Source organism: Pseudomonas sp. AL10 (assembly GCF_029960685.1).
Classification (GTDB): domain Bacteria; phylum Pseudomonadota; class Gammaproteobacteria; order Pseudomonadales; family Pseudomonadaceae; genus Aquipseudomonas; species Aquipseudomonas lactis.
This window is the reverse complement of sequence record NZ_JASBQZ010000006.1, coordinates 157,779-170,872: the sequence shown is the minus strand read 5'-3', so window position 1 is coordinate 170,872 and position 13,094 is coordinate 157,779. Positions and strand designations below refer to the sequence as shown.

General features: G+C 55.1%; 13 protein-coding genes. 5 read left to right on the top strand and 8 right to left on the bottom strand.

The genetic code is table 11. The features are described from left to right. Positions 1-28: 28 nt before the first annotated feature. Complete coding sequence (gene tal, locus QK296_RS09450) at positions 29-955, bottom strand: transaldolase (protein ID WP_034135107.1); 927 nt, start codon at positions 953-955, stop codon at positions 29-31. A gap of 401 nt (positions 956-1,356) precedes the next feature. Then, on the bottom strand, positions 1,357-2,343 hold the full coding sequence (gene dusA, locus QK296_RS09445) for a tRNA dihydrouridine(20/20a) synthase DusA (RefSeq protein ID WP_282390852.1): 987 nt from the start codon (positions 2,341-2,343) through the stop codon (positions 1,357-1,359). 428 nt (positions 2,344-2,771) lie between these two features. On the opposite strand from dusA, the gene QK296_RS09440 reads away from it, so the two are divergent. Next, complete coding sequence (locus QK296_RS09440; RefSeq protein ID WP_282390851.1) at positions 2,772-3,080, top strand: BrnA antitoxin family protein; 309 nt, start codon at positions 2,772-2,774, stop codon at positions 3,078-3,080. A gap of 111 nt (positions 3,081-3,191) precedes the next feature. Here QK296_RS09440 and QK296_RS09435 read toward each other — a convergent pair whose 3' ends face one another. The 4 genes from QK296_RS09435 to QK296_RS09420 form a co-directional block, all read right to left on the bottom strand. Next, entirely contained in the window at positions 3,192-4,031 is an 840-nt protein-coding gene (locus tag QK296_RS09435; RefSeq protein ID WP_282390850.1) for an LPO_1073/Vpar_1526 family protein, read from the bottom strand. Between the two features lie 8 nt (positions 4,032-4,039). Next, on the bottom strand, positions 4,040-4,264 hold the full coding sequence (locus QK296_RS09430) for a hypothetical protein (protein WP_282390849.1): 225 nt from the start codon (positions 4,262-4,264) through the stop codon (positions 4,040-4,042). 556 nt (positions 4,265-4,820) lie between these two features. Then, positions 4,821-5,063 carry a CopG family transcriptional regulator gene (locus QK296_RS09425; protein ID WP_282390847.1) on the bottom strand — a complete coding sequence of 81 codons (243 nt, stop codon included), beginning with the start codon at positions 5,061-5,063 and terminating at the stop codon, positions 4,821-4,823. Between the two features lie 276 nt (positions 5,064-5,339). Continuing rightward, positions 5,340-6,356 carry a hypothetical protein gene (locus QK296_RS09420; RefSeq protein WP_282390846.1) on the bottom strand — a complete coding sequence of 339 codons (1,017 nt, stop codon included), beginning with the start codon at positions 6,354-6,356 and terminating at the stop codon, positions 5,340-5,342. Positions 6,357-6,883: 527 nt separating this feature from the next. Here QK296_RS09420 and QK296_RS09415 point away from each other — a divergent pair. Further along, complete coding sequence (locus tag QK296_RS09415) at positions 6,884-7,249, top strand: DUF6124 family protein (protein WP_282390845.1); 366 nt, start codon at positions 6,884-6,886, stop codon at positions 7,247-7,249. A gap of 145 nt (positions 7,250-7,394) precedes the next feature. Beyond that, complete coding sequence (locus QK296_RS09410; protein ID WP_081339059.1) at positions 7,395-7,613, top strand: hypothetical protein; 219 nt, start codon at positions 7,395-7,397, stop codon at positions 7,611-7,613. 129 nt (positions 7,614-7,742) lie between these two features. On the opposite strand, the gene QK296_RS09405 is transcribed toward QK296_RS09410, so the two are convergent. After that, entirely contained in the window at positions 7,743-8,930 is a 1,188-nt protein-coding gene (locus QK296_RS09405) for an MFS transporter (protein WP_282390844.1), read from the bottom strand. 482 nt (positions 8,931-9,412) lie between these two features. Between QK296_RS09405 and mqo the strand changes: the two genes are divergently transcribed. Next, on the top strand, positions 9,413-11,059 hold the full coding sequence (gene mqo / locus QK296_RS09400) for a malate dehydrogenase (quinone) (RefSeq protein ID WP_034135222.1): 1,647 nt from the start codon (positions 9,413-9,415) through the stop codon (positions 11,057-11,059). A gap of 60 nt (positions 11,060-11,119) precedes the next feature. Here mqo and QK296_RS09395 read toward each other — a convergent pair whose 3' ends face one another. Continuing rightward, entirely contained in the window at positions 11,120-11,968 is an 849-nt protein-coding gene (locus QK296_RS09395; protein ID WP_003189715.1) for a LysR family transcriptional regulator, read from the bottom strand. A gap of 128 nt (positions 11,969-12,096) precedes the next feature. Between QK296_RS09395 and QK296_RS09390 the strand changes: the two genes are divergently transcribed. Then, positions 12,097-13,092 (top strand): hypothetical protein, encoded by a 996-nt coding sequence (locus QK296_RS09390; RefSeq protein WP_003189717.1) that lies wholly within the window; start codon positions 12,097-12,099, stop codon positions 13,090-13,092. Positions 13,093-13,094: the final 2 nt, after the last annotated feature.

The window sequence follows — 13,094 nt, the reverse complement described above, 5'->3', positions numbered from 1 at the left end:
GTGCCGCCCTTTCTGCTGCTATCTGCCCTTACAGCTTGGCCGACAACAACGCCTCCAGCTTCTCCTGGTCCCGAGCAAACTGACGAATCCCCTCCGCCAGCTTCTCAGTCGCCATCGCGTCCTCGTTGGACTCCCAACGGAACTGCGCTTCAGTCATATGCACACGGGCCTCACCGGCATGGCCTGGCGCCAATTTGCGCTCCAGCTTGCCTTCATCGGCTGCCAGCTTCTCCAACAGGTCCGGGCTGATGGTCAGGCGATCACAACCGGCCAGTTCCTCGATCTGGCTGAGGTTACGGAAGCTCGCACCCATCACCACGGTCTTGTAGCCGTTAGCCTTGTAGTAGTTGTAGATGCGCGTCACCGACTGCACGCCCGGGTCTTCAGAGCCGGTGTAGTCGTTGCCGTTGGCCTTCTTGTACCAATCGTAGATACGGCCCACAAACGGCGAAATCAGAAACACACCCGCTTCAGCACAAGCCACGGCCTGGGCAAACGAGAACAGCAGCGTCAGGTTGGTCTGGATGCCTTCTTTTTCCAGCTTTTCGGCGGCGCGGATGCCTTCCCAGGTGGAGGCGATCTTGATCAGCACGCGGTCGCGGCTGACCCCGGCTTTGTCGTACAGGTCGATCAGACGGTGCGCACGCTTGAGAATAGCGGCCTCGTCGAACGACAGGCGCGCATCCACCTCAGTGGAAATACGGCCCGGCACTACTTTGAGAATCTCTTGACCCACCGCCACCGCAAAGCGGTCACTGGCCAGGCCCACATCGCCGTTGCAATCCTGCACACACTCATCCAGCAGCTTGGCATAGCCAGGAATCGACGCAGCCTTGAGCAGCAGGGAAGGGTTGGTGGTCGCGTCTTGCGGCTTGAGCTTGGCGAGCGTGGAAAAATCGCCGGTATCGGCTACGACGGTGGTGAATTGCTTGAGTTGTTCCAGCTTGGAAGTCATGGGCGTGCTCTGTCCTGTGGGTCTGATGACATTACCCGAGCGCTGGCAGGCGCTCAAGGGCGCAAATGCGTTAGGTCGTTTGCGAGGGCAATAACCTGGAAACAGCCGTTTGAATTACCGGCCGTGGTGCTAACTAGGAGGCCAGAATCGCCGACAGGTTCCCCCCAACTGCTCGATGCCCTCCGATCAAACTGTGGGAGCCAACTTGCCTGCATGACGCCAGCCCAGCCACTGAGATTCACCTAGCCCTCATCGGTCAAACTGTGGGAGCTGGCTTGCCTGCGATGACGCCAGCCCAGCCAATGATATTCACCTGACACACATCGCTCAAAACTGTGGGAGCGGGCTTGCTCGCGAAAGCAGCCTGTCAGCCCCAAATACCCCCACTGACACCCAACCCGTCACCGCCCCTCCAACAAAGCCCCCGCCTGATCCAACAACGCCAACGGATCACTCGCCTTATGAATATCCACCGACAACAACTGCCGAAACTTACGCGCCCCCGGAAAACCGGTCCCCAGCCCCAGAACATGGCGCGTAATGTGATGCATCGCGCCGCCTGTCGCCAAGTGCTCGGCTATATACGGACGCAACTGCGCCAACGCCTCAGCGCGGGTGATCACAGGCGCGGTGCTGCCAAACAGCTGCTGATCCACCTCCGCCAGCAAATACGGATTGTGATAAGCCTCCCGCCCCAACATCACCCCATCAAACGTCTGCAAATGCTCCTGGCACTGCTCCAACGTCTTGATCCCACCGTTGAGATTAATCTCTAACTCTGGAAAGTCCCGCTTCAACTGCGCCGCCACGTCATAACGCAACGGCGGAATGTCCCGGTTCTCCTTGGGCGACAACCCCTCCAGAATCGCAATCCGCGCATGCACGGTAAAACTGGTGCAACCGGCGTCCTTCACTGTGCCGACGAAATCACACAACTGGGCATAACTGTCCCGACCATTGATGCCGATACGGTGCTTCACCGTCACAGGGATCGACACCGCATCGCGCATCGCCTTCACACAATCCGCCACCAGGGCAGGGTGCGCCATGAGGATCGCGCCGATCATATTGTTCTGCACCCGGTCGCTGGGGCAGCCAACGTTCAGGTTCACTTCGTCGTAACCGGCGGCCTCGGCCATGCGGGCGCAGGCGGTCAGATCGGCGGGGACACTGCCGCCCAGTTGCAGGGCCAGCGGGTGCTCGGCTTCGTTGTGGCGCAGGAAGCGGTCGTGGTCGCCGTGGAGGATAGCGCCGGTGGTGACCATCTCGGTGTAGAGCAGGGCGTGTTTGGAGAGCAGGCGCAGGAAGAACCGGCAGTGGCGGTCGGTCCAGTCCATCATGGGGGCGACGGAGAAGCGGCGGGAGAGTGGGGCGGTTTGTAGGGACATGGGGGATCTGAGTCAGCGAGGCGAATGGGGCGTAGTTTATCAGGGATGTTTGTCGGGTACTTGGCGGGTTCTCAAGCCTAGTCAGTCAGCCTTCGGTGATAACCAGAGCACACGCTCGGTCAGGCTTTCGACGCGCACTTTGTGTTGATGATTTATTGTGGCTACGATAATCGTATACGGATTACCTATGACCCAGCCAAAGACGCTTGTAACGTTGAAGAACGTGGACTCCCGTTTGCATTAGTGCGGGACTTTGAATGGTCTACTGCCTTGATCTTGGAAGATGATCGATTTGGCTATGGCGAGTGTCGTTATCGGGCGATGGGATACATAGGGGATCGGCTGCATGTCGTAGTGTTCACCCCACGGGTGGGGCGCGGTTCACGTCATCAGCTTTCGTAAAGCCAACAAACGGGAGGTCAAAAATTATGACCAAGAAACCCAGCCCTGAGAAGGTCGATACAGCGAACCCTGAGTGGTCGGCTGAAGACTTTGCTAAGGCCAAGCCAGCCAGCGAGGTGCTTGCGGGATTGTTTGGCAAAGCTCAGGCGAAGGAAATGCTCAAACCGAAGCGTGGTCGGCCAAAGTCGGTGGCCACTAAAGAGCACGTTAATGTTCGTTTTGATGCTGACGTGCTGGAGCGATTCAGAGCTTCCGGGCCGGGCTGGCAAACGCGAATGAACGCCGCCTTGGCTGATTGGCTTAAAACGCATACGCCGGATGAGCTGAAGGCTTAGTCGCCGAAGATCATGCCTAAGACAATTAGCCGCCGATAAGGCGGCTTTTTACTGCCTAGTGATTATCTCTGTCTAGGCAATGGTACAAATAAATTTGTCCCATTTTTCCGGCTAATTGATCCAGATAGACATGTCGAGCTTTCCGAAAGCGACTTCAAGGGCTGATAGAGCAATAAGCTTTCCAGATGCAGTTAAAAAACACGTGGGTAAAGAATCTGCGCCATAAGCCTCGATTATTTTGTTAAGTGCTGGATATGTTTCTATTAGTTCTTCGTCTGTCTGTGGAAAGTCAGGTACGCCTCTTTTATAGTTTGAAAGCATTAAGTTTGCATCTGCAACCAAGTTTATATTCAAAAGTCCTTTACTGCAGAGGTATTCTCTGTTAGCTGTAGAAAGAAGGAAGCCAGGCTCAATCAGAGGCATAACTCTTTGTGCGTTAAGCTCCAGGATATGCACTGAAGGATGTTTTGGAGTGATGTGTTTGGTGAATAAAATAAAGGTGAGAAAAGCTATCTGTTCTTTTGTGATCCGAGGCAACGCAGCTATAGCCTCCTCATATACGAGCTTTAATAGGGGGTCAGAGTCTTGCTCAAGTCTCGCGACTACCATCGATGCTAGCATAGCCAGATCAATCTGATCGCCTTTCTCAGCGCTACTGAGTAACGCTGAGCTGAAACACGCTTGACTGTCAGGTCTCGCAAAAGCTTCGGGTTTAACGGTATTAGCCACTGCAAGTTTTTTCACAAACTCATCTAAAAACTCACCTGCGTGTTTTCTCGCAGTAGCCTCAGCTTCTGCTCTAAGAGCAGGGAGGTGTCTGTCAAGAAATATTTGTGTTAGCTCTTTGACATCGGCCATGTTTAGACCGTTTTGGGTGATGTGGACGTCATTTCCCGCTTGAACGGCGACTGCACCGGTTCCGACATTCTGCTCTTGGCTGTCTCCAAACATGCCGGGCCTCATTTGCTGATATTCACGTCACGGCCAGCTTGAATGGCTTTCGAATTCGCACCAACCTTTTGCGATTGGGTAGGCTCTGCTTTCTTTGCCGTAATGAACGCCGCTAGCAAGCTACCAAGCGACGCAATGACAGCGGTCACGGAGTCAAAGCCAGGCTTCATAATGGCCCAGGCTGCACAGGCTACGAAAGCTGCAAAAAGCAAGAGTTTGACAACGATGCGCATAAACGGAGTCCAGTTTTATCAATTGAGTTCTGGATTCTAGAAGGCGTTAGGATAATGGCAAGGAAGATCTCTGGATGATGGACGAAATTGGTGCGCGAGAACCAATGAATCTGCACAGCGCTTTATTTATAAGGCTATGTCCAATCCATCATCGTGGCGACGGAGAAGCGGCGAAAGAGTGGGGCGGTTTGTAGGGGCATGGGGGGGCTGAGTCAGCGAGGCGAATGGCGCGCAGTTTATCAGGAACGGATCGTGGGGGCCGGAGAGGCAAATTTTGCGCGCATTGCCACTTCGAACGAGGACGTTGCCGCGTGTGAAATACGCCAAGGATCTACAATCGATCAGCTCGCACTCTAAACGGAGGTCAGATAGGATCAGTTGGGAGCTGCCCATCGGCGGTATGTTTCACCCGATCTTCGCGTCCCCTGGAAGGAAACTGAGCCAGTCTGTCCTCGCTGGTGAAATGGCATCCGAGAAATCGTCAGCGGCTTTTGGTTTTACGACAGTGACATAGCTCGCTTCGTCTTCCAGATTTTTGAGTCCTCTTTCAAGCCACTCAACCCGCATTCTGGCTCCAGCGCCTAGCGCGCATGGTCGCCACCTGGTCATTGGTGGCGAATTTGTCTTCGTCGGCTTGTTTTACCGCTAGCTCAATCTGAGAGGTCAGCGTCTTTTCGTGCTCGATGTAGTCGCGAAGAACGTCCATTGCCAGGTAGCTCGCTGTCTGGCCGTTGGTTTTGGCCAGGTCGGCGAGAGAGTTGGATAGGTCTTCCGGCAGGTTTAGGAATATCCCAGTCATGGCGGCCTCGATGGTGGACGGTTGTGGGGCATCTTACGCCGTGAAGCGTCGGGTTGAAGCAGCAGGCCGTCGCGAGGTGTGTCTGGGAGTGAGTCGTTTGCTTTCCTTTGCCAACTCAAAACCCGATATCGTGGCGGATAAATAAATCTGTCCCCTTTGTCCCTTCAAGAAAAGTAATCCCTGACGGGTGCGAGTCAGCTGCATATACCGTTGGTTCGTATGTCAACCAGGCGCGGAGTACTCTAAAATAGAGAAAGCCCAGCGCCAGTATATGAATTAAATAGACGTGCTATTTTTTGAGTCTGTGGGTTTTGTGGATACTTCTAACTTTTTAATAAGTTCCATAAGAATTTCATGAGTGTTGATTGGGTACGGATCACTACCGGCTTTGGAGAAGTCCTTCCCGCTGAATATCCTAGATGCAATGGCGGCTTTGATCTTGTGCCGCTCATCCTCGGGTAGGGACGCTAGGAACGGCGAGACCGCTTTCATGTCGAGTGAGGTTTGCTGGTGCTGATACTGCTGCTCCCTATGTTTGGCAGACTCTCTCGCCAAATAAGCGGCAGGCACAGAAAGTAAGAACACTAAACTGACGCGGCTCAAGAATCTTGGCCATTCAAACTCGTTCGTAATGGTTGCGGCCACTGCACTGCCCAGAACTACTACAATAAGCGCCATACACGCTAAAGCACCATATCGTAGCCAGTCCGCCATCACCTTCTCATCGGTTGCGCTTTTCTCATAATCGCCCGCAATCGCTCGGCCTGAAACATGACCAAGAATATCATTGATTTCCGATTTTGAGCTTTCTATGGCTTCTATACCGTCAGTATATAAAGCTAAAACCTTATTGATTTCATCCTGTGCTTCATGTTCTAGGCGCTGAATTCTTATTTCAAGTTCTGCGATACGAACTGCGTTTTCATTTAGAAGCTTCTTTATTCTATCGTCATTATAGACATGATCAGTGGATGAGGATCTGTTTTTGATAGCCTCCTGAAGGGACTCACAGTCTATATCTAAAAGCTTCCCAGTATTCCGAATTATATCATTTGGAATGCCCTGAACTTTTGCAGCGAGCTGTTGCCCGTAGATGCTAATCATTTTGGCAGGCTTAAGCGCATCTTCCATGTGGCCAGCGTTGAAGTGCTCTTCAAACATTAAGAGGTTTTTTGCTATCTCGGAAAAGAGACTTAACAAATCTTGAGATTCTAGTTGTCCCTTGAATAAAGACTGCAGATGCTCTGAAGTACTTGCGGCTGTTCTGACTTGTATATTGATATCTTCGAACATGCTTGCTCACTAGTTAAAGACGTAGGAAGGCTGGGGGGCTGCTTCTGGGGGCGCTAGAAGCTAATATATTACAAAGCTCCGTGCTAAAGGGGTCACGACTATCCTTGGCTGTTTTGCAAAAAATATGCATGAGCTCTGCCAGAGTAACGCAATCTGTCAGTAGTTCAATGTGTTTGGTGGCAATGCGCGGCTTTGTTACAGCCAGTAAAAAGGGGTTGGGCTTTGCTGCACTCGTTGGTGATGGTATGAAAATGGTACGGGGAGATGGAGGCAGCGCTGAAATGCCTTTCCTACAAGGCCTGAAGGTTTAGTCGTTCCAATCCATCATCGGGGCAATGCAGAAAGCGCCGGAACGATCTTGGGGGAATAGGTCAAAATTTCTAGGAAATGTCCGACGCTATCTCGGCTTGCCCCCTGGACCATCCATAGCTAACCTCGTTGGGCCGCTGCAAACTCAGCGGTCGGAGGTGGAAGTCCGAATTGCTAAGGCGTTTATTTAACTCCCGAAAATATTTGGAGCTTCGCCCATGCACAACAACACACGCAGTGCTTCACCTGATCAAACCGCATCGTCCGTCGATGCCAAGCTTCAAGCCGCAGCCCAGCGAGCAATCCATGATCACTTGCCCCCATCTGACGACGCTGCCCCCACCGAACGCCCAAGCGACAACCTATTCCTCGTCAACCCAACCATCGACCCCGAAACTCTCCTGGCCAACGCCGCCGAAAACCTAGCATCCGCCAACGAAATGGCCTCCACCTTGGCGTTCGATCTCGACGACTCCCAACGCGCCATCGCCTTGGGCATTCAGCAGTTAATCGAGTTGAGCTCGCTGCTCGTTGACCGAGCCCAGGAGCAGGTTGCGCCTGGAACCGCCCCAGTCAAAGCCTGACTACCAACCCTGCCGCCTTACCCAAGGCGGCAACCTGAACTCATGCTGTCACCCAGCAAAGTTTCATAATTTCCTGCGCCGTTGAGGTCTACGATTCCCTGCAAGAGAGGACCCCAGCGCCTCCAGCCCACAGGGAACTGAAACCATGATCTCGAACCTCGTCAAAGTTGTGATGATCACCGGCACGTTGCTGTTGAGTGCTTGTTCATCTTCACCAGCCGTGAGCAGTGACCCGTGCTTTTCAGGCGGATGCCAGGCGTTTGGTGATCATAGCCCCAACAAAGCCGCGAAAATGAATTTTGGCGGTAGTGGGCTGGGCAGTAGTTATGGGGAGTATGGTTCGGGGCTGCTGCATGATGATTGATGGAGTGGGGGCAAGCACTAATGCCTGCCAGTTAAGTGTCATCGCCTTCTGTAGGAGCGAGCAAGCTCGCTCCTACAAAGAAGTCTCAACTGGCTGGAGGCCCCTCCCACAGTTTGATTGAGTAGCGCGTCAGTGGCCGCCTTTCATCCGCCGGGCGATCAGGTAGAGACCCAGGCCCACCAGGGCGGTCGCGGCGCCGATGTAGCCGGTGCTGGTCCAGCCGAGGCCGGCAGTAATCGCCATCCCACCAAACCACGGCCCCAGCGCATTCGCCAGGTTGAACGCCGCATGGTTCGACGCTGCCGCCAGGCTCGGCGCTTCGTGGGCGATGTCCATCAGGCGAATCTGCAACGGTGCTGCCAGCGCAACCATAGTGCCAACCAACCCCATGCTCAGCAGCACACCCCACAGCGACGAGGCGGCGAAGGGGAAGAACAGCAGCACGGCCATCGACCATACCAAAATCAAACCCACCGCCCGAAACTGCATGCGATCAAACAGCTTGCCACCGGCAATGTTGCCGATGATGCCGCCCACGCCGAACGCGGCAAGGCCAAACGGAATCCACTGCGGCGAGACCTTGGTCACTTCGAGCATGGTTGGCGCCAGGTAGCTGAATACGCAGAACATCCCGGCAAAGCCAATTGCGCCGATGGACAGGGCCATCCAGACCTGGGGTTTGGTGAAGGCGCGCAGTTCTTTGCGTGGGTCGCTGCGTTGTTCGTCGTGGCGGTGGGGCACGAATTGCCAGACCAGGGCGATGCTGAGCAGGGCGATCACGCTGACCAGGGCGAACGCCGAGCGCCAGCCCAGGTGTTGGCCGAGGAAGGTGGCGATGGGGTTGCCGAGCAGCATGGCCAGGGTCAGGCCCATCATCACGCGGGCTACGGCGCCGGCGCGTTTGTCGGTGGGCACCATGCTGGAGGCAACCACGGCGGCGATGCCGAAGTAGGCGCCGTGGGGCAGGCCGCTGATAAAGCGGAAGGCCACCAGCGAACCGAAGGTGGGGGTGAAGGCGGTGGCGAAGTTGCCCAGGGCGTACAGGCCCATCAGCAACAGCAGCATGTGTTTGCGCAGCAGCTTGGCGCCGAGGATGGCCAGCAGCGGGGCGCCCACCATCACGCCCAGGGCGTAGGCGCTGATGGCGTGGCCCACCTGGGGTTCGCTCAGGCCCAGGTTCTGGGCGATGTCGGGCATCAGGCCCATGATGGCGAATTCGCCGGTGCCGATCGCGAAGGCGCCCACGGCCATGGCCGCTTCCATTTTGGCGGCGCTGCGCGCGGGCAGTACCTGCCCGGGTGTTTGCTGGATAGTCATGGGTAACTCTGTGTGGAAGGTGTGCACGAAGGACGGTCGCCGATGCTACGCAAGCCGCGACGAAGGTGTCTAGAGCCGTCATTTTCGGCAGAGTTCCACGCCTGTGACCGCAGGTCGCGGCTGCCAGGCTTGACAGGAGCGCATTAAAAGCCGCGATTTAGGCCTGTCAATTGGCCAAACGGCGCATAAACGCTGTTTAGCGTGATATTCTGCGCGCCGTCTTGGGCTAGTCTTTCCCTGGTGCGTACACCCGTATACGTCCCAGCGGTTGGCTGTCGCCCAGGTAGCTGAAGCCAATAATGATAAGAAGTCAGCGCAGAAGGGACATAACAGTGAGGTCGATCCATCGGCCTTGTGTGCCCACCCTGCAGCCTTTATGTGACTGTGCAGACCCCGCGGTACGTTGCCTGACGTAGCGTGAACGAGGGTTACTCATGACCAGGGGCGGTAGGGCGGATGGCGTTTTATCATAGGTGCTACTGATGTTTAAAAAAGTAAACACTGCCCTGCTGGGGCTGGCTTTGTCGATGGGGATCACGTCCGTTCACGCGGAAGAGGCAAAGAAAGTCGATGTGCTGCTGATCGGCGGCGGCATCATGAGTGCAACCCTGGGTGTCTGGCTCAATGAGCTGGAACCGGACTGGTCCATGGAAATGGTCGAGCGTCTCGATGGCGTGGCCGAAGAAAGCTCCAACGGCTGGAACAACGCCGGTACCGGTCACTCGGCCCTGGCTGAGCTGAACTACACCCCGGAAGACAAGAACGGCAACGTTGAGATCCCGAAAGCGGTCGAGATCAACGAAGCGTTCCAGATCTCCCGTCAGTTCTGGTCCTGGCAGGTTCAGCAGGGCGTGTTGAAGAACCCACGTTCGTTCATCAACTCCACTCCGCACATGAGCTTTGTGTGGGGCGATGACAACATCAAGTTCCTGAAAAAGCGCTACGAAGCCCTGAAGGCCAGCCCGCTGTTCGCTGGCATGCAGTACTCCGAAGACCCGGCGCAGATCGCCAAGTGGGTTCCGCTGATGATGGAAGGGCGTGACCCCAACCAGAAAATCGCGGCCACCTGGAGCCCGATCGGCACCGACGTGAACTTCGGCGAGATCACCCGCCAGTTCGTCGCTCACCTGCAAACCACGCCGAAGTTTGACTTGAAGCTGTCGAGCGAAGTGCAGGACATCACCAAGAACGCCGACGGTTCGTGGCGTGTGAGCTACAAAAACCTCAAAGACGGCACCAAGACTGAAACCGACGCCAAGTTCGTGTTCATCGGCGCCGGCGGCGGTGCCCTGCACCTGCTGCAGAAGTCGGGCATTCCTGAAGGCAAGGAATACGCAGGCTTCCCGGTTGGTGGTTCGTTCCTGGTGACCGAGAACCCGACCATCGCTGAGCAGCACCTGGCCAAGGCCTACGGTAAGGCTTCGGTAGGTTCGCCTCCGATGTCGGTTCCGCACCTGGACACCCGTGTGCTGGATGGCAAGCGCGTGATTCTGTTTGGCCCATTCGCGACCTTCTCGACCAAGTTCCTGAAGGAAGGCTCGTACCTGGACCTGCTGACCAGCACCACCACCCACAACATCTGGCCAATGACCAAAGTTGGTATTCGTGAATACCCACTGGTCGAGTACCTCGCCGGCCAACTGATGCTGTCCGATGACGACCGCTTCAAGGCACTGCAAGAGTACTTCCCGAACGCCAAGCAGTCCGACTGGCGCCTGTGGCAAGCCGGCCAGCGCGTGCAGATCATCAAGCGTGATGAAGAGCAAGGCGGCGTGCTGAAGCTCGGTACCGAAGTGGTCAGCTCTGCCGACAACACCATCGCAGGCCTGCTGGGTGCATCGCCAGGCGCGTCCACCGCGGCTCCGATCATGCTGACCGTGTTGCAAAAGGTGTTCAAGGACAAAGTAGCCAGCCCGGCCTGGCAGGAAAAACTGCACCAGATCGTGCCAAGCTACGGCACCAAGCTGAACGACAGCCCTGAAGCGGTTGCCAAGGAATGGGCCTACACCGCCGGTATCCTGCAACTGACCCCGCCACCTGCGATTCCGCAGCTGGCTGCTCCACAGGCCACCGAGGCTGCCAAGCCTGCGGCTGAGCCAAGCAAGCCGGTTTCTGACCTGGCGCTGTAAGCAACATCTACGAAAAAGCCCGCTGAACCGGTGACGGTCAGCGGGCTTTTTTGTGGGCATTCAGAGGGTGAATCCCTTCTTGAGTTGCTCATGCAGATGAAGCGCCAGATGGTTTGCGCTATCGGACAACAAGTAGATGTGATGGCGCGGCAATTCAGGCAGTTGAACGCCGGGGATATTTTGGGTCAACCCAGCGGTTATTCGGCTTTCTTCAATCAGGCCAACGGCCAATCCGCAGATCACGGCGGCTTCTACCGCAGTAGAACTGGCACTTTCCAGCAGGACTCGATAGTAGGCGCCATGCTCTTTCAACGCCCGTATCGCCGAGGCTCGATAGGGGCAGCCGGTTAATTGCACTGCGATAGGTAGCGGCGCCTGTTCTGGTGTTTTGAATTGGTCGGAAACAACCCATACAGGCTGTATCGAACCCAACTGTTCTCCCTGCTCCAAGGGCTGAGCACTGACGATCAATGCCAAATCAATCTGTTCCCGGCTGAACATGGTGAACAGTTCGCCACTGGATCTGGCTTCTATTTCCAACTCAAGCAAGGGATTGTCAGCGATAAGCTGCGGCAGGAAATCGCGCATGAAAGCCGGCGCATAAGAATCAGGAAGCCCCAGGCGAATCCTTCCTTGCATGCGCTGGGGGGTTAAGGAGGCCAGTAAGCGGTCGTGGCTCTTGAGAAAGTCAGTGGTTTCGCTGAGTAGTTTCTTGCCATACATCGTCAGCTCAACACCTTGGTTACTCCGGCTGAACAGGCGTTGGCCGACTAAGTCTTCCAGCTTTTGAATCTGCGTCGTAACGGTCGAAGCGCTCCGATGCACATGGCTCGCTGCTTCATTGAAGCGACGGAAGCGGGCGACCGCATGGAAGGTTCGCAGCAGATCGATATTGAGTTGCTTGCTCATGATTCCTCTTTTGAGGATTAGTGGTGCGGGTTATTCAAATATACAAAATCATGCATGCTGATTAGGCTTTGGGTCAAACAGGTTCGTATGTGCTTTCGCGCCTGACAATAAGAAAAAGGAGCCCATATATGGATATCAATGAGTTGGTAGCGTCATCGCTGAAAAACAACCACGGATATGACGCCCAGATCTGGACGATTGAAAATGCCGAAAAGTACGCATCGACATCTACCGATCTCAAGGATCGAGATCGACAGGTCAGTGAAGAAATCCTTGGTTTGATGACCTCGTTGAATTTGGAGGGTGTGAACCGAGTTGACCTCTGTGCGGCACCCTGCGGCAATGGAGCATTAAGTGAGATTTTACGCGCCGTGGCGGATGATTTGGTCGGTCTGGTAGGTCAAGACCGTTTGCATTACGTCGAATTGGGGCCAGAGCCGATCAAGACGTCCGTGCTGCTTCAGCATCTGCTTGAGAACGGGGTGGAAGCTGCACATTACACGGCGGTTGATATCAACCGGGCCTCACATGACGTAATGCGTCGAGCGGTGGAACCACTGCTGGCAGCGCCTGAGAACTTTCGTTACTTGGCCACCGATTTCCGCGCGTTGTGCCGGGACGATATTGAATGTGGGCAAGACGTGACATTAGTCACGATGCTGGGGTTTCAGGAGGGAAATGAACTGCCCGAAACGATCGGCCAAATCATTCGCAGAATAGGTGGGACACGGACCTATGTCTTGTCAGAAATGCAGCTGTCCATCCCGGATGATGATGCGCATATTCATCGCTTTTATCGGCATCACTGCATGACTCGCTTTTCTGAGCTGGTGGGTTTGAAGCTCGGTTTTGACAAGGTCGGCAGCAATCATGAAGTCGTCGTTTCAGACATTGAAGTCGATGATGACTGGTATCGCGTAGCGGCAACCTTGCTTCCTGTTCTCAGCGGTAAAGATGAAGGTTATTTGTTGACCAATGTGTGCTTGAAGTACACCCGCGAGCAATTTAGCCGCGTGCGTCAGGATTACGGTGGATGTCGCGTCATTGGTGAGTATTGCAGCGGTGACGGCAGCGTTCTCTACCAGTTATCGGAGTACCGAATGGATCACGGTATAGCCAATTGAGA